Source organism: Kitasatospora sp. NBC_01539 (assembly GCF_045040525.1).
Lineage (GTDB): Bacteria > Actinomycetota > Actinomycetes > Streptomycetales > Streptomycetaceae > Kitasatospora.
This window is the reverse complement of record NZ_CP109390.1, coordinates 8,684,374-8,708,699: the sequence shown is the minus strand read 5'-3', so window position 1 is coordinate 8,708,699 and position 24,326 is coordinate 8,684,374. Positions and strand designations below refer to the sequence as shown.

Genomic DNA, 24,326 nt, shown 5'->3' with positions numbered 1-24,326 from the left:
GAGAGCTCAGCACCCGGGTCTCCCCGCGCCGGGGGCCGGGCCTGCCGGACCGGCGAGCGCGGAGTCCAGGAGGCCGGCCCACTGGCGGACGATGCCGGCGCGGCGCGGGCCGTCGTCGGTGAGCAGGTTGGCCAGGCCGAGGCCGCGGGCCATGTCCAGGGTGGCCTGGACGGTCTCGCGGACCCCGGGCACGCCCTCGTCCGCGCCGAGGAACTCCACCGCCGCCCGGTGCGACTCCCGGCCGACGTGGTGCTCCAGCGCGACGATCCGCTCCCGCAGCGCGTCCTCGGTGGCGGCGGCCACCCACAGGTGCAGGGCGGCGCGGAACAGCGGGCCGGTGTACAGCCGGACGATCATGGAGACGACGGCCTCCGTCCGGCCTGGGCCGTCCGGCGGCAGCTGCTCCGCGCTGGCACGCACCGCGGCGAGCCGCTCGTCGGCGACGTGCTCGACGGCCGCCGTGAAGAGGTCCTCGCGGGTCGGGAAGTGGTGCTGGGCCGCGCCCCGCGTCACCCCGGCCCGCTCGGCGACGACCGCGACCGTCGACCCCTGCCAGCCGACCTCCGCCAGGCACTCCACGGCGGCCTCCAGCAGGCGGCGGCGCGTGGCGCGGCTGCGGTCCTGCTGCGGGGTGCGCAGCGTGGCGGCGTGGGCGTTCATGGCGTGGCTCTCCGATGGCGGCGGACGGGACGGGCCGATCCTCTCAGATCGGGCCCACCCCGCTGGACTGCGGGCGGGCCCGCAACTCCCGTCGCAGGATCTTGCCGCTCGCGGACTTCGGAACGGCGTCGAGGAACTCCACCGCCCGCACCTTCTTGTAGGGGGCCACCTGTGCCGCGACGTACGCCTCGACCTGGTCCCCGGTCAGTTCACTGCCCGGCGCGCGCACGACATATGCCTTCGGACGCTCGGTGCCGTCCTCACCGGTCACGCCGACCACCGCGGCGTCGGCGATCTCGGGGTGGGTGAGCAGCAGCGCCTCCAGCTCGGCGGGGGCGACCTGGTAGCCCTTGTACTTGATGAGCTCCTTCACCCGGTCGACGACGAAGAGGTAGCCGGCCTCGTCGACGTAGCCGACGTCTCCGGTGTGCAGCCAGCCGTCCTCGTCGATCATCGCGTCGGTCTCCGACTGCCGGCCGAAGTAGCCCTTCATCACCTGCGGCCCGCGGAAGAGCAGCTCGCCGCGCTGCCCGGCGGGCAGGTCGGTGGCGGGGTCGTCGAGGTCGGCGACGCGCAGCTCGGTGGAGGCGACCATCCGGCCGACCGTGCCGGGCGGCGGCGCCGGGTCGTCCAGCGGCACCACGTGCGTCACCGGGGAGAGTTCGGTCATGCCGTACCCCTGGTGGATGCGGGGCAGGCCGAGACGGCGCGCGGCCGCGTCGGCGAGGTCGGCGTCGAGCGGTGCGGCGGCGCTCAGCACGTACTTCACGGAGGAGAGGTCGAAACGGTCGACGAGCGGGTGCTTGGCCAGGGCGAGCACGATCGGCGGGGCGGCGAAGACGCCCTCGATGCGCTGGTCCTGGATGGTCCGCAGGAACTGCTCCAGGTCGAAGCGGGGCAGCACGACGACGGTCGAGCCGCAGCGCAGCGGATGGTTGAGCAGTGCGGTGAGGCCGTAGATGTGGAAGAAGGGGAGCACGGCGATGATCCGCTCGCCGGGGGCGGTGGCGTGCACCGCGTCGGTCTGCGCCAGGTTGGAGGCGACCGAGCGGTGGGTGAGCATGACGCCCTTGGGCAGGCCGGTCGTGCCGCTGGAGTACGGCAGCACGGCGAGGTCCGTGGCGGGGTCGATCCGCGGGGCGGGCTCGGGCGCCGTCGAGGCGGCGAGCTCCGCGAGGGAGCGGTGGCCGGGAGCCGGGTCGCAGACGAAGATCTCCGCGATCGGGCTGCCGTCCGCGGCGACGGCGGCGGCGGCCGCGGTGGCCACCGGCAGGAACGCGGCGATGGTGATGATCCAGCGGGCCCGGCTGTCGCGGAGCTGCCCGGCGAGCTCGCCCGCGGTGGCGAGCGAGCTGACGGTGGTGACCGTGGCGCCGGTGCGGGTGGCGGCGTAGAAGGCCACCGGGTAGGCGATGGTGTTGGGGCTGTACAGCGCGACGACGTCGCCCTGCCGCACACCGGCCTCGGCCAGCCCGGCGGCGGTGCGGCGGCTCGCGCGGTCGAGCTCGGTGTAGGTGAGCGAGCGGCCGGTGACGCCGTCGACGAGGGCGGGCAGGTCGGCCCGGCCGTCCAGGTCGCCGAGCACGGCGTCGTGGATGGGCAGGTCGAGCGGCTCGATGTCGGGATGGTCGCTGCGGAACACCATGCATGCCTCCGGCGGGTGGGGGGGCTCGTCCTCGGGGGTGGCCGAGGTGCTCGGTGACAGCGTGCCCGGTTTCCGCACCGGGGCCCAGAGGGCGTGCACCGCCGATCCCGTGCACCGCGATCCCGCGCGCCACCGTCCGTGCCCGGCACGGCCGGACATGCCGGACAGGTCGCTCTGCGGCGACCGGGAGCAGCCGTGAGCAGCCGGGAGCGGCGGGTGGTCAGGACGAGCGGGGCGGTGGGCAGGAGCGGCCGGGAGCGGCGGTCAGTACGAGCGGAGCGGCGGGCGGTCAGTACGAGCGGGGCAGGCCCAGGGTGTGCTGGGCGACGTAGTTGAGCACCATCTCCCGGCTCACCGGCGCGACCCGCCCGACCCGGGTGACGGTGAGCAGCGCGGCGAGCCCGTACTCCTGGGTGAGGCCGTTGCCGCCGAGGGTCTGCACCGCCTGGTCGACCGTGCGGCAGGCGGCCTCCCCCGCCGCGTACTTGGCCATGTTGGCGGCCTCGCCGGCCCCCGCGTCGTCACCGGCGTCGTAGAGGTGCGCGGCCTTCTGCATCATCAGCCGGGCCAGCTCGACCTCGACGGCGCACTGCGCGAGCGGGTGCGCGATGCCCTGGTGGGCGCCGATCGGGGTGTCCCAGACGGTGCGGGTGCGGGCGTAGTCGACGGCGGTGTCGAGCGCCCGGCGGGCCGCGCCGATGGAGAACGCCGCCGTCATGATCCGTTCCGGGTTGAGCCCGGCGAAGAGCTGCAGCAGCCCCGCGTCCTCGTCGCCGACCAGGGCGTCGGCGGGCAGCCGGACGTCGTCCAGGAAGACCTGGAACTGCTTCTCGGCGGCGACGATGTCCATCGGGATCGGCCGGTACTCGAAGCCGGGGGTGTCGCGCGGCACCACGAACAGGGCGGGCTTGAGGCGGCCGGTCCGGGCGTCCTCGGTACGGGCCACGAAGAGCACCGCGTCGGCGTGGTCGACCCCCGAGATGAACACCTTGCGGCCGGTCAGCAGCCAGTCGTCGCCGTCGCGGCGGGCGACCGTGGAGATCCGGTGGGAGTTGGAGCCGGCGTCGGGCTCGGTGATGCCGAACGCCATCCGGCGGGTGCCGTCGGCGAGCCCCGGCAGCCAGCGGCGGCGCTGCTCCCCGGTGCCGTAGCGGGCGATCACGGTGCCGCAGATCGCGGGCGACACGACGAGCATCAGCAGCGGGCAGCCGCCCGCGCCGAGCTCCTCCAGCACGATGGCCAGTTCGGTGATCCCGGCGCCGCCGCCGCCGTACTCCGCGGGCAGGTTGACGCCCAGGTAGCCGAGCTTGCCGGCCTCCGCCCACAACTCGTCGGCGTACCGGCCGGCGCGGGCCCTCTCCTGGAACCACGCCGGGCCGAAGCGGGCGGCGAGGGCGGCGACGGCCCGGCGCAGGGCCTGCTGCTCGGGGGTCTCGACGAGGGTGCCTGCGGTGGTGCGCGGTGCGGACATGCGGGTTGTCCTTCCGGGCGGGGAGGGCGGGGGTGGTTCGTGACCGGGACGGCGTGTTCAGGCGGGCTGGACGACGGCGAGGACGGTGCCGGGCTCGACCTGCTGGCCGGGCACGACGCGGAGTTCGGTGAGGAGGCCGTCGGCGGGCGCGGCGACCTGGTGCTCCATCTTCATCGCCTCCAGCCAGAGCAGGGGCTGGCCGGCGGCCACGGTGTCGCCGGCCGCGACGGCCGTGCGGACGACCGTGCCCGGCATGGGGGCGAGCAGGGCTCCCGGGTCGGTGCGCGCGGCCGGGTCGGGGAAGCGGTCGAGGGCGGTCAGGACGGTGGCGCCGGACGGCCCGTCGACGTACACCTGCGCACCGTGCACGGCGACCTCGAAGACCTGCCGCAGGGTGCCGGTCTCCAGCACGACCCGGTCGGGCGCGGCGGTGAGGAGGCGGGTGCCGGGGTGGTCCGCGGCGTCCAGGCCGGTGCGGGTCTGCCGGTAGCGCACCTCGGTCTCCGTGCCGTCGGCGGTGCGGTAGCGCTTGACCTGCGGCTGGGAGGGCAGGTTGCGCCAGCCCGGGGGCAGGGCGGTGCGGCGGCCCGCCGCGTCGGCGAGGGCGGCGGCGAGCGCCGCGAGCGGGGTGTGCTCGCCGTCGGCGGCGGGGTCCGGAGCGAGGTCGGCGGCGTGTTCGGTGAGGAATCCGGTGTGCAGGCGGCCGTCGAGGAAGGCGGGGTGGCGCAGGGCCCGTACGAGGAGGTCGCGGTTGGTGGCGGGGCCGTGCAGGCGGGCGCGGGCGAGGGCGGCGGCGAGGCGCCGGGCGGCGGCCGCCCGGGTGGGTGCCCAGGCGACGGCCTTGGCGAGCATGGCGTCGTAGTGCACGGTGACGGTGGAGCCGTCGGTGACGCCGGAGTCGAGGCGCAGCCCGGTGGGGGCGGCCGGGTCGGCGGCGAACTCGGCCGTCACCCCTGGGAGGTCGATGCGGTGCACGGTGCCGGTCTGCGGCTGCCAGTCGCGGGCCGGGTCCTCGGCGTAGATCCGGGCCTCGACGGCGTGGCCGGTGGTGGCGGGCGGCCCGGGCGGCAGCGGCTCGCCCTCGGCGACGGCGATCTGCAGGGCGACGAGGTCGAGGCCGGTGGTGCACTCGGTGACGGGGTGTTCGACCTGGAGGCGGGTGTTCATCTCCAGGAAGGCGAGCCGGCCGTCGGGGGCGAGCAGGAACTCCGCGGTGCCCGCGCCGGTGTAGCCGATCGCCCGGGCGGCGTCGGCGGCGGCGCGGTGCAGCCGCTCCCGCAGGGCGGCGGGGAGGCCGGGGGCGGGGGCCTCCTCGATCACCTTCTGGTGGCGGCGCTGGAGCGAGCAGTCACGGTCGCCGACGGCCCACACGGTGCCGTGCGTGTCGGCCATCAGCTGCACCTCGACGTGCCGTCCGTCGGGCAGGTACGGCTCGCAGAAGACCTCGTCGGAGCCGAACGCGGCCAGTGCCTCGGCGCGGGCCGCGGCGAGTGCGGCGGGCAGGTCGGCGAGGTCGCGGACGACCCGCATGCCGCGGCCTCCGCCGCCGGCCGCGGCCTTGACGAGCAGCGGCAGGTCGGCCTCGCCGGGCCGGTCGCCGACGGTGAGGACGGGCACCCCGGCGTCGGCCATGAGCCGTTTGGCCGCCGTCTTGGAGCCCATCGCGGCGATCGCGGCGGGCGGCGGACCGATCCAGGCCAGTCCTGCGTCGAGGACGTCCTGCGCGAAGGCGGCGTTCTCGGAGAGGAAGCCGTAGCCGGGGTGGACGGCGTCGGCCCCGGCCGTTCGGGCGGCGGCGACGAGGAGGTCGCGGCGCAGGTAGGTGTCGGCGGGCGCCGCGCCGGGCAGTCGGACCGCGTGGTCGGCCTCCCGGACGTGCGGCGCGTCGGTGTCCGGGTCGGCGTAGACGGCGACGGTCGCGATGCCGAGGCCGCGGCAGGTCCGGAAGATCCGGCGGGCGATCTCGCCGCGGTTGGCGACCAGCACTGAGGTGATCACGACTGCACCTTTCACATCCGGAAGACGCCGTAGCCGCGGGCGCCCTCGACGGGGCCGCTGTGCACGGCGGACAGGCAGAGGCCGAGCACGGTACGGGTGTCGCGCGGGTCGACGACGCCGTCGTCGTAGAGGCGGCCGGAGAGGAACGCGGGCAGCGACTCGGCCTCGATCTGCTGCTCGACCATGGCGCGGATCGCGGCGTCGGCGTCCTCGTCGTAGGGGCGTCCCTTCGCGGCGGCGGACTGGCGGGCGACGATGGAGAGCACTCCGGCGAGCTGCTGCGGGCCCATCACGGCCGACTTGGCGCTCGGCCAGGCGAAGAGGAAGCGCGGCTCGTAGGCCCGCCCGCACATGCCGTAGTGGCCGGCGCCGTACGACGCACCCATCAGCACCGACAGGTGCGGCACGCGGGAGTTGGCGACGGCGTTGATCATCATGGCGCCGTGCTTGATGATGCCGCCCTGCTCGTAGGCCTCGCCGACCATGTAGCCGGTGGTGTTGTGGAGGAAGACCAGCGGGATGTCGCGCTGGTTGGCGAGCTGGATGAACTGCGCGGCCTTCTGCGACTCGGCGCTGAACAGCACGCCCTGCGCGTTGGCGAGGATGCCGACGGGGTAGCCGTGCAGGGTGGCCCAGCCGGTGGCGAGGCTGGTGCCGTAGAGCGGCTTGAACTCGTCGAAGTCCGAGCCGTCGACGATCCGGGCGATCACCTCGCGCGGGTCGAAGGGCACCCGGAGGTCGCCGGGGACGATGCCGAGCAGTTCCTCCTCGTCGTGGGTCGGCGGCTCGGCGGCGGTGTCGGGCAGCGGGCCGTGGCGGCGCCAGTGCAGGCGCCTGACGATGCGGCGGGCGACGCGGCACGCGTCGGGCTCGTCCTCGGCGACGTGGTCGGCGAGGCCGGAGGTGCGGGCGTGCATGTCGGCGCCGCCGAGGCGCTCCTCGTCGGCCTCCTCGCCGGTGGCCATCCTGACCAGCGGCGGCCCGCCGAGGAAGACCTTCGCCCGGTCGCGGACGAGCACGGTGTGGTCGGACATGCCCGGCACGTACGCGCCGCCGGCGGTGGAGTTGCCGAAGACGACCGCGACGGTCGGGACGCCCGTGGCGGAGAGCCGGGTGAGGTCGCGGAAGAGCGCCCCGCCGGGGATGAATATCTCCTTCTGGCTGGGCAGGTCGGCGCCGCCGGACTCGACGAGGTTCACGAGGGGCAGGCGGTTCTGCAGGGCGATCTCGTTGGCCCGCAGGGCCTTGCGCAGCGTCCACGGGTTGCTGGCGCCGCCGCGCACCGTGGGGTCGTTGGCGGTGACGACGCACGTCGTGCCCTCGATCACGCCGATGCCGGTGACGAGGCCGGCGCCCACCGGGTACTCGCTGCCCCAGGCGGCGAGCGGGGAGAGTTCGAGGAACGGCGAGTCCGGGTCGACGAGCAGTTCGATGCGTTCGCGGGCGAGCAGCTTGCCGCGGGTGCGGTGCCGCTCGACGTAGCGCGGGCCACCGCCGGCCAGGGCCTTGGCGTGTTCGGCGTCGAGGGCGGCGAGCTTCTCCAGCATCGCGGCACGGTGCGCGGCGTGGTCGGGGCCGCCGGGGTCGAGGCGGCTCGCGAGGACGGTCACAGGAGGGCCTCCGGGATGTCGAGGTGCCGGGAGCGCAGCCACTCCCCCAGCGCCTTGGCCTGCGGGTCGAAGCGGGCCTGCGAGGCGACGCCGTCACCGAGCAGGCCGGGCAGGGTGAAGTTGACGGCGCGCAGGTTCGGGAGCAGGTGCCGTTCGACGGCGAGCCCCGCGGTCTCGGGCAGCAGCCGGCGCAGCACGTCCTCGGTGAGGGTGTGGGCCAGCCACCGCCAGGCGTCCTCGGTGCGCACCCAGACGCCGAGGTTGGCGTCGCCGCCCTTGTCGCCGCTGCGGGCGCCCGCGACGAGGCCGAGCGGGGCGCGCCGGGTGGGTCCGTCGGGCGGCGGGGCGGGCAGCGGCGGCGCGGGCAGCGGCACCGGTGCACGGGTGAGGGCGGGCGGGGCGATCGCGAGGCGGCGGCCGTCGGGCAGCACCGCGGTGTGCGGCACGCTCCCGGCGTCGAGGTACGCGCTCTCGAAGACGCCGTACGGGGTGCCCGGCCCGGGCGGCGCGGTGAGGTGGAAACCCGGGTAGGAGGCGAGGCCGAGCTCGACGGCGGCGGCGCCGACCGCGCGGCCGACCGCGCGCTCGTCGGCGTCGCGGACGGTGAGCCGCAGCAGTGCGGACGCCGTCTCCTCGGTGTCGGCGTCGGCGTGGTCGGTGCGGGCGAGGGTCCAGCGGAGGTCCGCGGGCGGTTTCGCGAGGCCGGCGGCGAGCTGACGGCGCACCAGGTCGGCCTTGGCCTCGATGTCGAGGCCGGTGAGCACGAACACGACCTCGTTGCGCCAGCCGGCGAGCCGGTTGAGCCCGACCTTGAGGGTGGGCGGCGGCGCCTCGCCGCGCACGCCCTCGATCCGCACCCGGTCCGGGCCCTGCTGGGTGAGCCGTACGGAGTCGAGGCGCGCCGTCACGTCCGGCCCGGCGTAGCGGGGGCCGGCGGTCTCGTAGAGGAGCTGGGCGGTGACGGTGTCGACGGTGACGGCGCCGCCCGTGCCGGGGTGCTTGGTGACGACGCAGCTGCCGTCGGCGTGGATCTCGGCGAGCGGGAAGCCCGGGCGGGGGTCGGCCTGCACGCCGAGGTGCTCGCGGAACGCCGAGTGGTTGCCGCCGGTGGCCTGGGCGCCGCACTCCAGGACGTGCCCGGCGACGACGGCCCCGGCGAGCGCGTCGTGGTCGTCGGGGGTCCAGCCGAAGTGCGCCATGGCGGGCCCGGCGACCAGGGCGGCATCGGTGACGCGGCCGGTGACGACGACGTCGGCGCCGCCGCGCAGGCAGGCGGCGATCCCGGCGGCGCCGAGGTAGGCGTTGGCGGCGAGCAGGCCGGGCCGGGGGCCGAACTCGGCGGCCCGGTCGAGCAGGTCGTCGCCGAGCACGTGGCCGATCTTCAGGTCGAGGCCCTGCCGGGCGGCGAGCGCGCCGACCGCCTCGGCGAGTCCGGCGGGGTTGAGGCCGCCCGCGTTGACGACGAGGCGGACGCCTCGCTCGGCGGCGAGGGCGAGGCAGGTCTCGGCCTGCCGCAGGAACGTCCTGGCGTAGCCGAGGGCGGCGTCCTTGAGTCGGTCGCGGGCGAGGATGAGCATGGTGAGTTCGGCGAGGTAGTCACCGGTGAGGACGTCCAGCGGCCCGCCGGTGAGCATCTCCTCGAACGCGGCGAACCGGTCGCCGTAGAACCCTGACGCATTGCCGATCCGCAGCACGGCCCGCCTCCCCTGCCCTGGTCGTGGAGCAGCGTGGCACCGGACCCGGGATAAATCAAGCATGCATGCTTGTTTTCAGGCGCACAGCAGCGAGGGCGATGCCCAGGAGCCGTGACGGGACGTCATGGTCGGCGATCGGAAGCCGTGGTCGGCGGATCGCCGGCCGCGCCACGCCGAGTGCCGAGTGACGAGCCGGGCCACGACGGGCGGAACCCGGCCAGGCGTGTCGGAACTACCGGAGACGTGTCGCGGTCCGGACGAGGTCGGCGACGGCTCTGGACCGGCTGTGCGGCGGCCAGGCGATCACGGTGGTGACCGGGGGCGCGTCCAGCACGGGCACGGCGGCCAGGTCGCCGTGCAGTTGGGCTCGACACGACTGCGGTGAGACCGCGCAGGCCCGGCCGAGCGCGACGAGCTGCAGCAACTGCGCGTGGTCGCGGACCTGCGGGCCGGGGCCGGGCCGGTAGGTGCCGTCGGGCTCGGGCCAGCGCGGCAGGGGCAGACCCGGCAGCCCGGTGATGTCGGCCATGTGCACATGGGTCCGGGCGGTGAGCGGATGCCCGGCCGGCAGGACCACGACCTGGCCCTCCGTGCTGAGCTCCTCGGTGTGGAACCCGGCCGTCGAGTCGAACGGCCGGTGCAGCAGCGCCACGTCGGCCCGGCCCTCGCGCAGGAGTCGTGCCTGCTCGGCCGGGCCGCACAGGATGACCTCGACGGGAACCGCGCCGGGTTCGGCGGCATACGCGTCGAGCAGCTTCGCCAGCAGTTCGCTGGACGCGCTGGCTTTCGTGACCAGGACCAGGCCGGGACGGCCGGTCGCGGGCAGGGCGGCGCGGCGGGTCCGCCGCTCGGCGGCGTCGACCGCGTCGAGGGCCGCCCGGCCCTCGGTCAGCAGCACCCCGCCGGCCTCGGTCAGCGTGACCGTGCGACTGGTCCGGTCCAGCAGCGCCGCCCCGAGCCGACGTTCGAGCTGCTGGATCGCCCGCGACAGAGGCGGCTGCGCGATCCCGAGCCGCTGTGCGGCACGCCCGAAGTGCAGCTCTTCGGCGACGGCGACGAAGTACCGCAGTTCCCGGGTCTCCATGCCGCCACGGTACCGGATCGATACCCGGGCGGTATCGTTGCCCACCCGATCGGTCTTGGACCCCCGCCGAGGTCCGAGGGCAGCATGGTTCCCATGAGCGAACGAACGATTGCGCTGGTCACCGGCGCCAACAAGGGAATCGGCTACGAGATCGCCGCGGGCCTCGGTGCACTCGGCTGGAGCATCGGCGTCGGCGCCCGCGACGAACAGCGCCGCGACGCCGCGGTGGAGAAACTGCGCGCGGCCGGCGTCGAGGCGTTCGGCGTGCCCCTGGACGTGACCGACGACGCGAGCGCGACCGCCGCCGCACGGCTGATCGAGGAACGGGCCGGACGCCTCGACGTGCTCGTCAACAACGCCGCCGTCACCGGCGGCATGCCGCAGGAGCCCACCCGGGTCGATCCCGCCACCATCCGGACGGCCGTGGAGACCAACGTGATCGGCGTCGTCCGCGTCACCAACGCGATGCTGCCGCTGCTGCGCCGCTCCGCCTCACCACGGATCGTGAACATGTCCAGCACCGTCGGATCCCTCGCCCGGCAGTCGGGACCCGCTGCCGAGCAGACGGCGGGTCCGGTGTCCGCGGCCTACGCGCCGTCGAAGGCGTTCCTGAACGCCGTCACCCTCCAGTACGCCCGGGAACTGAGCGGCACGAACATCCTGATCAACCTCGGCTGCCCCGGCTACGTCGCGACCGACCTCAACGGCTTCCGCGGCGTGCGCACCCCCGCACAGGGCGCGGCGATCGCCGTCGAACTCGCGACCCTGCCCGACGACGGCCCGACCGGGCAGTTCTTCGACGACGCCGGCGTCGTTCCCTGGTGATGCGCAGGACCGGCATCGCCGGGCCTGTACAGCCGGTGACGGAACCGGCCCCGACCCGGCGCGGGCGTGGTCGGGGCCGGTTCCGCTCCGGCCGTTTCACGGACCGTCACCCGCACCCTCCCGGTGAGGCGGTGCGGATCCGGGGTCAGGAGGGCCACTCCGGTGCGCAGATGGTCGCGTCGAGCGCGTCGAGGAGCACCTGGGCGGGCTGGGAGGCGGGCGGCTTGCCGTACACGGCGGCGACGACCCGTCGGCGCATGCCGGGCATCCGTTCGAGCCTGACCCCGGGGTGCCGGTTGGCGAGGAGGGTGAGCCCGGGCAGCAGGCTGACGCCCAGCCCGGCCGCGACGAGCGCCTGGACGGCGACGTAGTCGTCCGTCTCGAACTCGACGACCGGCGAGAACCCGGCCCGGCCGCAGGCCGCGACGAGGTTCTCGCGGCAGCGCTCGCACCCGGCGATCCAGCGGGTCTCGGCGTAGGTGGCCAGCTCCTCCCGGGGTCCGTCCCAGGAGCGGTCGGCCGGGGTGACCATGTACAGCGGTTCGTCGAGCAGCGGTGTCATGGTGGTGTCGCGCCGGTCGCGCTGGGGTTGATCGCCGTGCTCGAAGATCAGCGCCACGTCGACGTCGTTGTTGCGCAGGGCGCTGAGCGCGTCCGGTGGTTCGGCTTCGACGAACGTCAGCTGGATGCCGGGGTGTTGGGCGGAGATGCGGGCAGCCGCGAGTGGCACCAGGGTGGCCAGCGCCGAGGGGAAGGCGGCCAGGCGGACCCGGCCGGCGCGCAGCCCGGCGAGCTCGTCCAGTTCGGCGTGCACCGATTCGACCTGGGCGAGGATCGCCTCGGCGCGGTCCACCAGCAGCCGGCCGGCCTCGGTGAGCCGGATGCCGCGACCCATCCGCTGCAGCAGCGGCACACCCGCTTCGGCCTCGAGTTTGGCGAGTTGATGACTCACCGACGGCTGGGCGTAGTGCAGGGCCTCGGCGGCCGCGGTGATCGAACCTTCACGGGCGACGGCCACCAGCACACGGAGCCGACTCAAGTCGATCATGTGTAAATCATAGCCTGCGTCGATGAAAGCCTCGAAAAAGCGCATTGGACCGCCACCGGGCCTGCTGGAAGGGTGAGTTGAGACGCAGATGCGAGAGATCCCGACCGCGGACCCCGCCGTCGACGATCTCGCCCCCCCTCAGCGTGCCCGCCCCTCGGGCACGGAAAGGAGATGCTGCATGACCACGGCTGCGAATCCGCCGTCGCGACCGGTGTCGGTGAGCGACACCGCGGCACGGACCCTGGCGAACGCCACCAAGAGCGTTCCGCAGATGGCCTCCATCACGCCCCGCTGGCTGGTGCACCTCATGTCCTGGGTGCCGGTCGAAGCCGGTATCTACCGCGTGAACAAGGTCGTCCACCCCGAGTCGGTGCGCATCGAATGTGACAACTTCGACGAGTCGCCGCTGCCCGACACCTTCGTCGACTACGCACGGGAGCCCCGGGAGTACCGGCTCAAGGCCGTCCAGACCGTCCTGGACATCCACACCCGGATAGCCGACCTCTACTCGAGCCCGCACGACCAGACCGCCCAGCAACTGCGCCTGACCATCGAGGCGGTGAAGGAGCACCAGGAGGGCGAGCTGATCAACAGCCCGGAGTACGGGATGCTGAGCAGCGTCGCCGACACGCAGCGGATCTCCACGCTGACGGGACCGCCGACGCCGGACGACCTGGACGCCCTCATCACGAAGGTGTGGAAGCAGCCGGCCTTCTTCCTCACCCACCCGGAGGGGGTCGCCGCGTTCGGCCGGGAATGCACCCGGCGCGGTGTGCCGCCGGCGACGGTCAGCATGTTCGGCTCGCAGTTCCTGACCTGGCGCGGCCTGCCGATCATCCCGTCGGACAAGGTCCCGCTGGAGAACGGCAGGACGAAGTTCCTGCTGCTGCGCACCGGTGAGTCGCGCCAGGGCGTGGTCGGCCTGTTCCAGCCCGGACTCTCGGGCGAGCAGGGGATGGGCCTGTCGGTGCGCTTCATGCAGATCGACCGGAGTGCCATCGCCTCCTACCTGATCTCCCTGTACTGCTCGCTCGCGGTGCTGACCGAGGACGCGCTCGCGGTGCTCGACGACGTCGAGGTGGACAAGTTCCATGACTACGCCCCCGTTTACCGGTGACGAAGCCGCCCCGGCGTGGCTGCCGGACGAGGCGACACTGAGCCGACTGGCCGGGGAGTTCTTCCGGGCACTCCCCGGGCAGTCCCCGGAACCCGGGCCGCCGGCCCCCGACGGCCGGTCGGGGTGGCCGACGCCGACCGGCCTCCCGGCCGCGGACCCGCCGCCCCCGGCGCCGACCGCCGGGATGAGCCGACCGGCGGGGCCGCCACCGACCAGCGCCCCGGCCACCTACGCGGCGAGTGCGCCCGGTGCCGCCGGACCCACTCCGGAGCTGCCCGCGCTGCCGGTGACACCCGCGCCGCCGCCGGTCGCGGCGCTGCCCGCACCGGCCCCGGCCCAGCCCTCGGCCACCGGGCCGTACTACTTCCTGACCGAGGCACCCGGCTACCCCGCGAAGGCGCCGGCGCTTCCCGGCTTCGGGCACCTGGGGCTGCCGCCCCTCGTCGAGCCCGCGGCGCCGGTGGCCACGGCCTCGCCGTACTACTTCGTCCGGGAGCCCGAGGCCACCGGCACGGCCGCCGCACCGGTGGGGCTGCCGTTCGACCGGCACCCGGCCTTCGACGTACGGGCGGTCCGCCGGGACTTCCCGATCCTGTCCGAACTGGTCAACGGCCGCCCGCTGATCTGGCTGGACAACGCCGCGACCACGCAGAAGCCGCGCGCGGTGATCGACCGGCTGGTCGAGTTCTACTCGCGGGAGAACTCCAACATCCACCGGGCGGCCCACGAGTTGGCCGCCCGGGCGACGGACGCCTACGAGGGCGCGAGGAACACCGTCGCCCGGTTCGTCGGAGCGGGTTCCGCCGAGGAGATCGTGTTCGTCCGGGGCACCACCGAGGCGATCAACCTGGTGGCGAAGGCGTGGGGGCCCCGGCACATCCGGGCGGGGGACGAGATCGTCATCTCCCACCTGGAGCACCACGCCAACATCGTGCCCTGGCAGATGCTGGCGGAGCAGACCGGTGCGGTGATCAAGGTGATCCCGGTCGACGACGACGGGCAGCTGCTGCTCGACGAGTACGCCGCGCTGCTGTCCGACCGCACCAGGCTCGTCGCGGTCACCCAGATGTCCAACGCGCTCGGCACCGTCGTGCCGGTCGAGCAGGTCATCGAGATCGGGCACCGGGCCGGGGCACGCGTCCTGGTCGACGCGGCGCAGTCGGTTCCGCACCTGCCGATCGACGTCACGGCGCTGGACGCGGACTTCCTGGTCTTCTCCGGGCACAAGCTGTTCGGGCCGACGGGGATCGGGGTGCTCTACGCCAAGCGGGAGGTCCTTGAGGACATGCCTCCGTGGGAGGGCGGCGGCAACATGATCACCGACGTCACCTTCGAGCGGTCCGCCTACCAGCCGCCGCCGGGTCGTTTCGAGGCCGGCACCGGCAACATCGCCGACGCGGTGGGGCTGGCCGCGGCCATCGACTACGTCGGGCGCATCGGCCTGCCGAACATCGCCGCCTACGAGCACACCCTGCTCGAACACGCCACCGAAGGACTGCGCGGCGTGCCCGGGCTCCGGCTGGTCGGCACGGCCCGGCACAAGGCGAGCATCGCCTCGTTCGTCCTGGACGGCTACGAGCCGACCGAGGTCGGCACGGCGCTCAACAAGGAGGGAATCGCGGTGCGTTCGGGCCACCACTGCGCGCAGCCGATCCTGCGCCGCTACGGCCTGGAGGCCACCGTCCGGCCGTCGTTCGCCTTCTACAACACGCACGAGGAGGTGGACACGCTGGTCTCCGTGGTCCACCGGCTCGCGGAGCGCCGCGACCGGCGCCGCTGACCCGTGCCCCTCGACGGCCCGGACCGCACCACGGTCCGGGCCGTCGTCACATCCCGCCCCGGCTCACCCGGCCTCACCTCCACCTCACCCCCGCCTCACCCCCGCCTCGCCCGCGCGGAAGGCGCGCCGGTAGGCGGCGGGTGTGGTGCGCAGGGCCTCGTGGAAGCGCCGGCGCAGGTTGACGGCCGAGGAGAGGCCGACCCGGCGCGCGATGGTCTCCACGGGCAGGTCGGTCTCCTCCAGCAGCGCCCGGGTGGCGGCCAACCGCCGGTCCAGCAGCCAGCGTCCGGGGCTGATGCCCAGTTGCTCGGTGAAGCGTCTGGTCAGCGTGCGGGCCGAGACCTGGGAGTGGACGGCCATCTCGGCGACGCTGACCGGCTGGTCCAGCCGCCCGGCCAGCCACTCCAGCAGCGGGGCCAGCGAGTCGGCGACCGGGCCGGAGGTGGGCAGTTCGGCGTACTGCAGCTGGCAGCCCTCCCGGTGCGGCGGCATCACCATCTGCCGGGCGATCCGCAGCGCGTGCGCGGCGCCCTGGTCGGTGCGCACCAGGTGCAGGCAGAGGTCCACGCCGGCCGCGGATCCGGCGCTGGTGGCGACGTCGCCGTGGTCCACGTACAGCACTGCGGGGTCGACCCGGACCCTTGGGTACCGGGCGGCCAGCTCGGCGGCCCGGGCCCAGTGGGTGGCGGCCCGCCGGCCGTCCAGCAGTCCGGCGGCGGCGAGCACGAAGGCGCCCGAGCAGATGCCGACGATCCGCGCGCCGCGCCGGTGCGCTCCGCGGACCGCCTCGGCCACCGCGGGCGGCACCTCGGCTCCGGCCGGCTGCTGCCAGCCGGGCACCAGCACGGTGTCCGCGCGCTCCAGCGCGTCCAGGCCCGCGGTGACCAGCAGGTCGTAACCGACCCGGGTGCGCACCGGACCGGGGTGCTCGGTGCAGACCTCGAACGTGTAGCGGTCGGGGACCGCCGGACCGTGGTCGCCGAACACCTCGGTCGCGCAGGCCAGCAGGAACGTCGACTGCGGGGGCTGCAGCAGGGCCACGACCCGGTGCAGCGCAGGGGACCTCGGCGGCGGACGAAGCGTCATGGCGCGAAAGTACCCCATCATGTCGTTCCGGACACTGGGGCACCCGATTGGTCCAGACCAGTATCGGTGCTGTGACCACCGACCAGACCCGGACACGGCTCCGGCAGCAGACCCGACAGCACACCCCGACGACCCCGACCGATCCGCCGGCCCCCCGGCCCCCGGCCGGACCCCCGCTGTGGGACCGCCGCTTCACGCTCTACTTCACCGCCCGCACGGTCTCGCTGGTCGGCGACGCCATGATGCCGGTGGCCGCCGCACTCGCCGTCGGCGCGCTGTACGGGATCTCCGGCGTCGGCATCGTCCTCGGCACCTGGACCGGGACGGTCGTCGCCCTGGTCCTGTTCGGCGGGGTGCTCGCCGACCGCATCGGCGCGCGCCGGATGATGGTCGGCGCGGACCTCGCCCGGGTGCTCACCCAGGGCGCGCTGGCCGCCGCGTTCTTCGCCGGGACGCCGCCGCTCTGGCTGCTGGTGACCATGGCGGCCCTGGCCGGGGCGGCCACCGCGATGTTCCAGCCGGGCGTCAACGGGATGGTCCCGCTGATCGCCCGCGATCCGCAGCGGGCCAACGCCACGCTCAAGGTGGCCGACGCGCTCGCCCAGCTGCTCGGCCCGGCCCTGGCGGGACTGCTGATCGCCGTGACCGGCGCCGGGACGGTGTACGCGATCGACGCCGGCACCTTCCTGCTCAGCGCCCTGTGCCTGGCTCTCATCCGGCTCACCCCGGCCGACGCCGCCTCCTCCGCCCGCCGGGGCGGCTCGCTCCGACGCGATCTGCGCCAGGGCTGGCACGAGTTCCGCGCACGCACCTGGATGTGGGCGGTGATCCTGATCTGGGTGGGCTACGGCGTCCTGCTCTTCGGCCCGCTCGTGCCCCTCGCCTCGGCGCTGGTCGGCGAACGGCTCGGCCCGAACGCCTACGGCCTGGCGGTCTCCTTCCTCGGCGTCGGCACGGTGCTCGGCGGTCTGCTGGCGCTCCGGCTGCGCCCCGCCCGGCCACTGGCCGCCGGCGCGGTGGCGATGGCGCTGTACACCGTGCTGCCGCTCTGCGTAGCGCTGGACACCGGCCTGCCGGTCCTGCTCGCGGGCCACGTCCTCGGCGGCGCCGCCTGGGCGTTCTGGTCGGTGATGTGGGCGACCAGCGTGCAGACCCACACCCCGCCCGCGGTCCTCAACCGGGTCACCGCGTACGAGCTGGCCGGCTCGGTGTCCGGGATCGCGCTCGGCCAGATCCTGGCGGGGCCGGCCACCGCGCTGGCCTCCCCGCAGCGGCTGCTGCTCGTGTCGGCAGGCGCCTGCCTGGCGGGCTGCGTGGCCCTGTTCGCGACCCCGGCGATCCGCACGCTGCGCCGCGCCGCCCCCACGGGCGGCCACGAGCCGGGGACGCCGGACGGCCCGGACGGCGGATGAGCCGACGCTCAGGGCCGCGCGGAACCCGGTGAGGGGTCACCGAGGTTAGCCGCGGAGACATACACCGTGTCGGTCGCCCGGTCGAAGTGCAGTTGCGCACTGTCCGCCCTGACGAGCGACGTGTCCAGCTCGCCGTCCCGCACCCAGGACGCGCTGGGGGGCAGGAACGGCGCGAGCGGCGCGGGGACCTGCCAGCCGGCGTACCCCGGTCCGGGCGTGGCTCCCTGCAACGGCGGTGACAGCTCCGGGGTCATCGGCCGCTCGCCGAGCAGGCGCGCCACCTGTCCCGAAGCCAGGTGCGCCACGATGTCGTAGAAGTAGTCCGTCGGCCCGATCGGAAGCCGGTCCCCCGGCACGGCGGATGAGGTCCGCAGCCAGTGGGTGGAGACGACCGGCCCGAGCAGCACGAGCGCCCGCCCCACCCACGTGAGGTCCGTGGACACCTCTGGAGGCTTGTCCGCCTCCGCCGCGTCGAGCCCGTCGGACTCCCGCTTCAGCCACACCCCGCCAACCACCAGTGACACCGCAACTGCGGCACCCGGCAGCAGGAACCCTCTGCGTCGCACTCAACTCCCCCCTCGCCGATCGGCCCATTCGACCACGCCGACAGCACGGGGTCCAGGCTGCGGCCTCGGTCTCGGCCCTCGCCGGACACGCCGTCACCACCGCGGCACAAGCCCGCCGCTACCGACCGGCGTGCCCTTCACCGCGCCCGACCGCCGACCGCCGACGGCGGACGGCGGACGGCGGACGGCGGACGGCGGACGGCGGACGGCGGACGGCGGACGGCGGACGCGCGGGCCTCACGCCATCGGGGCGGGGCGGGATCGTGCGCGGAAGGTGCGGCGGTAGGTGTCCGGGGGGACGCCGACGGTCCGGTTGAAGTGTCGGCGCAGGGTGGTGGCGGTGCCCATGCCGGTGGCGGCGGCGACGGTCTCGACGCTGTCGTCGGTGTTCTCCAGCAACTCCTGGGCGCGGCGGATCCGCTGGGTGAGGAGCCACTGCAGCGGGGTGGTGCCGGTGGCGGCCCGGAAGTGGCGGCCGAGGGTGCGGGAGCTCGTCCCGGCCCGGCGTGCCAGGTCGTCCACGGTCAGCGGGCGGTCGAGGCGTTCGAGCACCCAGGGGAGGAGGGCGGCGAGCGGGTGGTCGTCCTGGGCGGGCACCGGGGTGGTGACGAACTGCGCCTGGCCGCCGGCCCGGAGCGGCGGCACGACGAGGCGGCGGGCGACGGCGTTGGCGACGGACGAGCCGTGGTCGAGGCGGACGAGGTGCAGGCAGAGGTCCAGTGCGGCGGCCTTGCCGGCGGAGGTGAGCACGGTGCCGTTGTCGACGTAGAGGACGTCCGGGTCGACCTCCACGCGGGGGTGACGGGCGGCCAGCTCCGCGGTGTGCGCCCAGTGGGTGGTCGCGCGGCGCCCGTCGAGCAGGCCCGCAGCGGCCAGGACGAAGGCGCCGGTGCAGAGGGAGGCGACGCGCGCGCCCGCCGTGTGGGCCGCGCGGACCGCCTCGACCAGGTCGGCGGGCGGCGGCACGTCGACGTCGGCCCAGGCGGGGACGATCACGGTGTCGGCGTGCCGGAGCCGGTCGAGCCCGGCGTCGGGCTCCAGCCGGAACCGCCCGACCCGCACGGCGTCCGGCCCGCAGACGGCCAGGTCGTACCAGGGGACCGTGACGGCGGCCGGCGCGGGGCCGAAGACCTCGTACGCCACGGCGAGTTCGAAGTGCAGCATCCCGTCGGTGACGGCCAGTGCGACAGTACCCATGTCCGGAATTGTACGCAGCGTGGCGTTCCGGACACTCACGACCGGGCACCCTCCCCCGCCAGAATGTTCACGGTTGAACATTCGGGCACGGAGGGGGACCCCATGGGATCGGCGCAGAAGGTAGCGGTGTTCGGCGCGTACGGGCACACCGGGCGGTTCGTGGTGGCGCAGCTGCGGGAGCGCGGGTTCGTCCCGGTCGCGTCCGGGCGCGACGCCGTGAAGCTGAAGGCGCTGGCGGCGGCCACCGCCGGGCTGGAGACCAGGACGGCCTCGGTCGACGACCCGGCCTCGCTCGACCTCGCCCTGGCCGGCACGGCGGCCGTGATCAACTGCGCCGGGCCGTTCGCCACCACCGCCGCCCCCGTGATCGAGGCGGCCCTGCGCGCCGGGATCCCGTACGTCGACGTGGCGGCCGAGATCGAGGCCAACCTCGACACCTTCACGCACTTCGCGGAGCGCGCCCGCGCCGCGGGGACGGTCGTCGTCCCCGCGATGGCGTTCTACGGCGGTCTCGGCGACCTGCTGGCCACCGCGGCGATGGGCGACCGGACGACGGCCGACGAGGCGCACATCGCGTACGGGCTGAACGGCTGGCACCCCACCGAGGGCACCCGGGTGGCGGGTGCGGTCTCCCGGGAGCGGCGGAACGGCCGGCGCATCCGCTTCTCGGAGGGGCGGCTGGAGTACCGCGATGACGCCCCGCCCACCCTCGACTGGGACTTCCCCGAGCCGCTGGGCACCCGGGCCGTCATCGGCGAGTTCACGATGGCCGACGTCGTCACCGTGCCCAGCCACCTGTCCGTCCCCGAGGTGCGCACCTACATGACGGTCGAGGCCGCGGGCGACCTGTCGCGCCCGGACACTCCGGCGCCGACCGCGGTCGACGGGCGCGGGCGGTCCGCGCAGACCTTCCTCGTCGACGTCGTCGTGCGCTCCGGCGGCACCGAGCGGCGTGCGACGGCCCGGGGCCGCGACATCTACGCCGTCACCGCGCCGCTCGCGGTGGAGGCGGTCGAGCGCATCCTCTCCGGGCGGACCAGGGCGGTCGGCGTCGTCTCCGCCGGGGCGGCCTTCGACGCGGCCGACTTCCTCCGCGCGCTCTCCGCGCACCTCTCCGTCGACCTCCCCGGGTAGCGGCCGGGGAGACGGGCGGCGGACCCGGGGCGGGGGCCCGGCGCGACGTCCGGCCCGCTCCCGGCGACCGCTCCGACGGCGAAGCACCCTGCCGCGACGGGCTCGTCCGTGGCCGAAGCCGCACGCCGCTCACTGTCCGTAATCGTCATGGTGGCCTGCGGTACCGCCGATGGCGCAGCGGATCCGGAGATTCCCACCCGCCCGGCCGAACCTCGCGCGTGCCCGGAGGACCGCTGCGCCTCCCCGTGCCAAGACTTGGTCGCGGGCGCCGCCCGGCCGGCACGACTCCGGCCCGGCGTCCAGGATCCATCTCAGGCACGTCCCCTCCCGAATTGGAGAAGACCGTGAAGGACATCCGCAGGGCTCTCGCGCTGACCGGCGTGGCCGGTGTACTCGTGCTCGGCACGGCCGGCGTCGCGAACGCCGACGCCACGGCCACCGGCACCGCCACCGGTTCGCCCGGCATCCTCTCCGGCAACGTCATCCAGGTCCCGATCCACATCCCGATCAACCTCTGCGGGAACAGCATCAACCTGATCGGCCTGCTGAACCCGACCGCCGGGAACGTCTGCACCAACAGCTGAGCCCGCTGCGCCCCGGCGCCCCCCGCACGGCCCGAACGAGGGCTGTGCCGGGGGCGCCGGTACGCGAGGACCCGTCAGGCCTGCTCCTCCACCGCGCGGACGACGAGCTCGCACAGTTCGTGGGTGGCCAGGGCGTCCCGCGCGGAGAGCACCTTGCCGGCCCGGACGGACTCCAGGAAGGCGAGCACGACCTGCTCGATGCCGCGCTGGCGCGAGACCGACACCCAGTCGCCGCGGCGGCGGACGGTGGGCTGGCCGCGGTGGTCGACGACCTCGGCGAGGTTGTGCACCTCACGCTTGGAGTCGCCGCCGGAGATCTCCAGCACCTCCTCCGTGGAGCCGCTCATGCGGTTCATGACGCCGAGCGCGGTGAAGCCGGCGCCCGCGAGGGTGAGCACCACGTGCTCCAGCAGGCCGTTGCGGCTGCGCGAACGGACGTCGACGTGCTCGACCTCCCCGGGCACGAGGAAGCGCAGGGTGTCGACGACGTGGATGAAGTCGTCGTACACGACGGTCCGGGCGGCCTCCGGCAGCCCCTCCCGGTGCTTCTGAAGGACGATCAGGTCGCGCGGGCGCTCCAGGGCGAGCAGGTAGCCGGGGGCGTGCCGGCGGTTGAAGCCCACCATGAGCGAGCGCTCCTCCCGCTCGGCCAGCTCGACGAGGTGCCGGGAGCCCTCCAGGGTGTGGTCGAGCGGCTTGTCGACGTACACGTCGACGCCGGCCGTCAGCAGCCGCTCGACGATCGGCACGTGCTGGTCCGTCGAGGCGTGCACGAAGGCGGCTCGCACGCCGCTGTCGATGAGCTCGCCGAGGTCGGTGAAGCGGTGCGCGATGCGGTGGGCGTCGCCGATGCGGTCGAGCTTGGCGCGGTCCCGGGTCATCAGGCGCAGGTCCAGCCCGGGCTGGGCGGCGAGCACCGGGAGGTAGGCCTTCTGCGCGATGTCGCCGAGGCCGATCACCGCCACCGGAAGGGCGGTGCTGTCGAGGTCGTGGTCCTGACTCACGGAACGCTCCTGCTGAGGGTGCGGTGGCCCCCCTGTGGCGGACCCACGGGGGCCGGGCCGCCCAGCAGCATATGCCAGAAGCGCCGGTGAGCAGCGGGAACGCGAAAAGATCCGGCCGTTCCGGTCGGCTGTCACCACGTCCGGCGGTGGGCGCGGCCGCCGGGCTCCGCCGGATGCCGGGCTCCCCCGGGGGCCGCCCGGGGCGCGCGGCACGGAGGCCGCCCGGGCTTCCTGCTGTGGCCGGGCGGGGAGCCGTGCGCGTACGGTTCGAACCGTGTCCAGTACTCCGGCAGACCGGCGCCCGCACCGGCGCCCGGCCGCGGCCGGGCCCCGATGAGCGGGCCGCTGCTGCTGGCCGTCGACCCGACGAGCGGGTCCTCGCTGCTCGCCGCCTTCGGCGCCCTGGCCGTACTGGTCGTGCTCTTCGCCGAGTCGGGGCTGCTGGTGGTGGGCTTCTTCCTCCCCGGCGACACGCTGCTGCTGCCCGCCGGGGTGCTCTGCGCCACCGGCGACGGCTCCGGGCCCCACCTGGAGCTCTGGCAGGTGATGCTGTGCGCCGCCGTGGGGTCGGTGGCCGGTGCGCAGGTCGGCTTCCTGATCGGGCGCCACGGCGGACGCACCGCGCTGGCCCGCACCCGGAGCGGACGCCTGAAATCGGCGGCGGCCCGGGGCGAGGCGCTGCTGCGCCGCTACGGCTACCGCAAGGCGATCGTCCTGGGCCGTTTCGTGCCCGTGGTCCGGACGGTGCTCGGCCCGCTGGCGGGCATGCTGGACGTGCCCACGCGCACCTTCACCGTCTGGCAGATCGTCGGCAGCCTGCTGTGGTCGCAGAGCATGGTGCTGGCCGGGTACTGGCTGGGCGCGGCCGTCCCGGGGATCGAGCGCTACCTGTGGCTGCTGGTGGCGGCGGCCGTGGTGGTGTCGCTCCTGCCGCTGCTGTTCCGGTCCCGCAAGGACAGCCCTCCCGGGTGACCGCCGGCCGCCGCGGCAGGCGGCCCGTCCGGCGGCCGCCCGTCGCGCAGCCGGCGCCGGCCCGAGGGTCGGCGGGCGGCCTGTCCGGTCCCCGGACACGGACACGGACACGGAAGCCGAGGACGGCCGAAGTGCCGCCGCCCGCCGCCGGTGTCCGGGCAGAATGGCCGCCATGGCCACTGCACGATGGAACGGCGAGATCATCGCCGAGAGCGACCGGACGACGGTCGTCGAGGGCAACCACTACTTCCCGCTCGACTCGGTGCGGGAGGACCTCCTCGACCACTCCCCCACCACGACGTTCTGCCCCTGGAAGGGCACCGCCTCGTACTACACGGTGCGGGTGGCCGGCTCGGAGAACCCGGACGCCGCCTGGTACTACCCGGAGCCCAGCGAGGCGGCCGCGCACATCGCGGGCCGGGTGGCGTTCTGGCGCGGCGTGGAGATCACGGACTGAGCGGCCGTCAGCCGCCGGGGGGCCGCTCGGCCACGGCGGTGAGCGCCGCGAGCACCGGGGCGATCAGCGGGTGGCGCTCCGCGCCGGCCCGCACCGCCGCGAACACCTTGCGGGTCGCGAGGTCGCTGTCCACCGGCCGCACCGCGACGGCGGACAGGTCGGCGCCCCGCAGCGCCGAGCGCGGCACCAGGGCCACGCCCGCGCCGGCCGAGGCGAGCGCGACGACCGCGGTGAAGTCGTCCGAGGAGTGCACCAGCCGCGGCTGGAACCCGGCGTGCTCGCAGGCGAGCAGCACCACGTCGTGGCACGGGTTGCCGGGGTAGGGGCCGATCCACGGCTCCGCGGCGAGGTCGGCCACCGCGATCGGGCCCTCCCCGGCCGCCAGCGGGTGCCCGAGCGGCAGCACCGCCCGGAACGGCTCGGCGTACAGCGGCACCCGGGTGAGCCGCCCGTCGCCGGCGCGCGGCGCCCCCCGGTACTCGACGGCCACGGCGAGGTCGGCCTGGCCGTCGAGGAGCATCGGCAGGCTGGCGTCGCCCTCCGCGTCCAGCACCTTCAGCCGGACGCCGGGGGCGGTGACGGCGAGCTCCCGTATCGCCGGGGCCAGCACCAGCGTGATCCCGGTCGCGAACGCGGCGACCGTCACCTCGCCCGCGATGCCGGCGCTGTACGCGGCGAGGTCGGCCTCGGCCCGTTCCAGCTGGGCGAGCACGGCGTCCGCGTGGGCGAGCAGGATCTCGCCCGCGGCCGTGAGGCGCACGCCGCGGCCGTCCCGGGCGAGCAGGTCGTGGCCGGTCTCCTGTTCCAGGGCGGTGAGCTGCTGCGACACCGCGGAGGGCGTGAGGTAGAGCGCGGCCGCGGCGGCCGTCACGGTCCGGTGGTCGGCCACCGCCCGCAGGGTCCGCAGCCGTCGTGCGTCGATCACGGTGCCAATTCTGCCAGCGCCGGAGGGCCGCGCCGGACGCGCCCGGGCTCAGACGCC

General features: G+C 74.8%; 21 protein-coding genes. 8 read left to right on the top strand and 13 right to left on the bottom strand.

Annotated features, from left to right (window positions below; translation table 11 throughout):
• Nucleotides 1-6 precede the first annotated feature (6 nt).
• From OG335_RS37685 to OG335_RS37655, 7 genes are all read right to left on the bottom strand, one after another.
• Nucleotides 7-660: a TetR/AcrR family transcriptional regulator gene (locus OG335_RS37685; protein ID WP_405009363.1), complete on the bottom strand. Its 654-nt coding sequence runs from the start codon at nucleotides 658-660 to the stop codon at nucleotides 7-9.
• A 43-nt stretch (nucleotides 661-703) separates the two neighbouring features.
• Nucleotides 704-2,302, bottom strand: coding sequence for an AMP-binding protein (locus OG335_RS37680; RefSeq protein WP_405015292.1), 1,599 nt, complete (start codon nucleotides 2,300-2,302; stop codon nucleotides 704-706).
• A 292-nt stretch (nucleotides 2,303-2,594) separates the two neighbouring features.
• Nucleotides 2,595-3,776, bottom strand: a complete 1,182-nt coding sequence (locus OG335_RS37675; protein WP_405009364.1) for an acyl-CoA dehydrogenase family protein — start codon at nucleotides 3,774-3,776, stop codon at nucleotides 2,595-2,597.
• A gap of 57 nt (nucleotides 3,777-3,833) precedes the next feature.
• Nucleotides 3,834-5,774 carry a biotin carboxylase N-terminal domain-containing protein gene (locus OG335_RS37670; protein ID WP_405009365.1) on the bottom strand — a complete coding sequence of 647 codons (1,941 nt, stop codon included), beginning with the start codon at nucleotides 5,772-5,774 and terminating at the stop codon, nucleotides 3,834-3,836.
• An 11-nt stretch (nucleotides 5,775-5,785) separates the two neighbouring features.
• Complete coding sequence (locus tag OG335_RS37665; protein ID WP_405009366.1) at nucleotides 5,786-7,384, bottom strand: acyl-CoA carboxylase subunit beta; 1,599 nt, start codon at nucleotides 7,382-7,384, stop codon at nucleotides 5,786-5,788.
• Nucleotides 7,381-9,141 (bottom strand): acyclic terpene utilization AtuA family protein, encoded by a 1,761-nt coding sequence (locus OG335_RS37660; protein ID WP_405009367.1) that lies wholly within the window; start codon nucleotides 9,139-9,141, stop codon nucleotides 7,381-7,383. Before OG335_RS37660 ends, OG335_RS37665 begins: the two co-directional genes overlap by 4 nt.
• Nucleotides 9,142-9,310: 169 nt before the next feature.
• Entirely contained in the window at nucleotides 9,311-10,162 is an 852-nt protein-coding gene (locus tag OG335_RS37655; protein WP_405009368.1) for a LysR family transcriptional regulator, read from the bottom strand.
• A 93-nt stretch (nucleotides 10,163-10,255) separates the two neighbouring features.
• On the opposite strand from OG335_RS37655, the gene OG335_RS37650 reads away from it, so the two are divergent.
• Nucleotides 10,256-10,987 carry an SDR family NAD(P)-dependent oxidoreductase gene (locus OG335_RS37650; protein ID WP_405009369.1) on the top strand — a complete coding sequence of 244 codons (732 nt, stop codon included), beginning with the start codon at nucleotides 10,256-10,258 and terminating at the stop codon, nucleotides 10,985-10,987.
• 145 nt (nucleotides 10,988-11,132) lie between these two features.
• On the opposite strand, the gene OG335_RS37645 is transcribed toward OG335_RS37650, so the two are convergent.
• Nucleotides 11,133-12,035, bottom strand: coding sequence for a LysR family transcriptional regulator (locus tag OG335_RS37645; RefSeq protein WP_405009370.1), 903 nt, complete (start codon nucleotides 12,033-12,035; stop codon nucleotides 11,133-11,135).
• A 178-nt stretch (nucleotides 12,036-12,213) separates the two neighbouring features.
• Between OG335_RS37645 and OG335_RS37640 the strand changes: the two genes are divergently transcribed.
• Nucleotides 12,214-13,152, top strand: a complete 939-nt coding sequence (locus OG335_RS37640; protein ID WP_405009371.1) for a family 2A encapsulin nanocompartment shell protein — start codon at nucleotides 12,214-12,216, stop codon at nucleotides 13,150-13,152.
• A complete protein-coding gene (locus tag OG335_RS37635) occupies nucleotides 13,127-14,932 on the top strand; it encodes a family 2A encapsulin nanocompartment cargo protein cysteine desulfurase (protein ID WP_405009372.1) in 1,806 nt (601 codons plus the stop codon). Before OG335_RS37640 ends, OG335_RS37635 begins: the two co-directional genes overlap by 26 nt.
• A gap of 84 nt (nucleotides 14,933-15,016) precedes the next feature.
• Here OG335_RS37635 and OG335_RS37630 read toward each other — a convergent pair whose 3' ends face one another.
• The gene (locus OG335_RS37630) at nucleotides 15,017-16,018 is read right to left on the bottom strand and encodes a GlxA family transcriptional regulator (protein ID WP_405009373.1); all 1,002 of its coding nucleotides are present in this window, start codon (nucleotides 16,016-16,018) and stop codon (nucleotides 15,017-15,019) included.
• A 71-nt stretch (nucleotides 16,019-16,089) separates the two neighbouring features.
• On the opposite strand from OG335_RS37630, the gene OG335_RS37625 reads away from it, so the two are divergent.
• Nucleotides 16,090-17,430, top strand: coding sequence for an MFS transporter (locus OG335_RS37625; protein ID WP_405009374.1), 1,341 nt, complete (start codon nucleotides 16,090-16,092; stop codon nucleotides 17,428-17,430).
• An 8-nt stretch (nucleotides 17,431-17,438) separates the two neighbouring features.
• On the opposite strand, the gene OG335_RS37620 is transcribed toward OG335_RS37625, so the two are convergent.
• A complete protein-coding gene (locus OG335_RS37620) occupies nucleotides 17,439-17,873 on the bottom strand; it encodes a hypothetical protein (RefSeq protein WP_405009375.1) in 435 nt (144 codons plus the stop codon).
• Between the two features lie 360 nt (nucleotides 17,874-18,233).
• On the bottom strand, nucleotides 18,234-19,193 hold the full coding sequence (locus OG335_RS37615; protein WP_405009376.1) for a helix-turn-helix domain-containing protein: 960 nt from the start codon (nucleotides 19,191-19,193) through the stop codon (nucleotides 18,234-18,236).
• Nucleotides 19,194-19,295: 102 nt separating this feature from the next.
• Here OG335_RS37615 and OG335_RS37610 point away from each other — a divergent pair, with 102 nt between their 5' ends.
• Together OG335_RS37610 and OG335_RS37605 are read left to right on the top strand one after the other, a co-directional pair.
• Entirely contained in the window at nucleotides 19,296-20,327 is a 1,032-nt protein-coding gene (locus OG335_RS37610) for a saccharopine dehydrogenase NADP-binding domain-containing protein (protein WP_405009377.1), read from the top strand.
• A gap of 332 nt (nucleotides 20,328-20,659) precedes the next feature.
• Nucleotides 20,660-20,911, top strand: coding sequence for a chaplin (locus OG335_RS37605; RefSeq protein ID WP_405009378.1), 252 nt, complete (start codon nucleotides 20,660-20,662; stop codon nucleotides 20,909-20,911).
• A gap of 74 nt (nucleotides 20,912-20,985) precedes the next feature.
• Here the strand turns inward: OG335_RS37605 and OG335_RS37600 are convergent, their stop codons facing one another.
• Nucleotides 20,986-21,915, bottom strand: a complete 930-nt coding sequence (locus OG335_RS37600; RefSeq protein ID WP_405009379.1) for a Gfo/Idh/MocA family protein — start codon at nucleotides 21,913-21,915, stop codon at nucleotides 20,986-20,988.
• Nucleotides 21,916-22,248: 333 nt separating this feature from the next.
• Here OG335_RS37600 and OG335_RS37595 point away from each other — a divergent pair, with 333 nt between their 5' ends.
• Entirely contained in the window at nucleotides 22,249-22,887 is a 639-nt protein-coding gene (locus OG335_RS37595) for a DedA family protein (RefSeq protein WP_405009380.1), read from the top strand.
• Nucleotides 22,888-23,059: 172 nt separating this feature from the next.
• Entirely contained in the window at nucleotides 23,060-23,344 is a 285-nt protein-coding gene (locus OG335_RS37590) for a DUF427 domain-containing protein (protein WP_405009381.1), read from the top strand.
• Between the two features lie 7 nt (nucleotides 23,345-23,351).
• On the opposite strand, the gene OG335_RS37585 is transcribed toward OG335_RS37590, so the two are convergent.
• On the bottom strand, nucleotides 23,352-24,269 hold the full coding sequence (locus tag OG335_RS37585; protein ID WP_405009382.1) for a LysR family transcriptional regulator: 918 nt from the start codon (nucleotides 24,267-24,269) through the stop codon (nucleotides 23,352-23,354).
• Nucleotides 24,270-24,326: the final 57 nt, after the last annotated feature.

What these genes read in the sequence shown, in the direction of transcription:
- OG335_RS37685 (WP_405009363.1), bottom strand. Translation starts at nt 660, where the DNA reads ATGAACGCCCACGCCGCCACGCTGCGCACCCCGCAGCAGGACCGCAGC.
- OG335_RS37675 (WP_405009364.1), bottom strand. Translation starts at nt 3,776, where the DNA reads ATGTCCGCACCGCGCACCACCGCAGGCACCCTCGTCGAGACCCCCGAG.
- OG335_RS37660 (WP_405009367.1), bottom strand. Translation starts at nt 9,141, where the DNA reads ATGCTTGATTTATCCCGGGTCCGGTGCCACGCTGCTCCACGACCAGGG.
- OG335_RS37655 (WP_405009368.1), bottom strand. Translation starts at nt 10,162, where the DNA reads ATGGAGACCCGGGAACTGCGGTACTTCGTCGCCGTCGCCGAAGAGCTG.
- OG335_RS37650 (WP_405009369.1), top strand. Translation starts at nt 10,256, where the DNA reads ATGAGCGAACGAACGATTGCGCTGGTCACCGGCGCCAACAAGGGAATC.
- OG335_RS37645 (WP_405009370.1), bottom strand. Translation starts at nt 12,035, where the DNA reads ATGATCGACTTGAGTCGGCTCCGTGTGCTGGTGGCCGTCGCCCGTGAA.
- OG335_RS37640 (WP_405009371.1), top strand. Translation starts at nt 12,214, where the DNA reads ATGACCACGGCTGCGAATCCGCCGTCGCGACCGGTGTCGGTGAGCGAC.
- OG335_RS37635 (WP_405009372.1), top strand. Translation starts at nt 13,127, where the DNA reads ATGACTACGCCCCCGTTTACCGGTGACGAAGCCGCCCCGGCGTGGCTG.
- OG335_RS37630 (WP_405009373.1), bottom strand. Translation starts at nt 16,018, where the DNA reads ATGACGCTTCGTCCGCCGCCGAGGTCCCCTGCGCTGCACCGGGTCGTG.
- OG335_RS37615 (WP_405009376.1), bottom strand. Translation starts at nt 19,193, where the DNA reads ATGGGTACTGTCGCACTGGCCGTCACCGACGGGATGCTGCACTTCGAA.
- OG335_RS37610 (WP_405009377.1), top strand. Translation starts at nt 19,296, where the DNA reads ATGGGATCGGCGCAGAAGGTAGCGGTGTTCGGCGCGTACGGGCACACC.
- OG335_RS37595 (WP_405009380.1), top strand. Translation starts at nt 22,249, where the DNA reads ATGAGCGGGCCGCTGCTGCTGGCCGTCGACCCGACGAGCGGGTCCTCG.
- OG335_RS37590 (WP_405009381.1), top strand. Translation starts at nt 23,060, where the DNA reads ATGGCCACTGCACGATGGAACGGCGAGATCATCGCCGAGAGCGACCGG.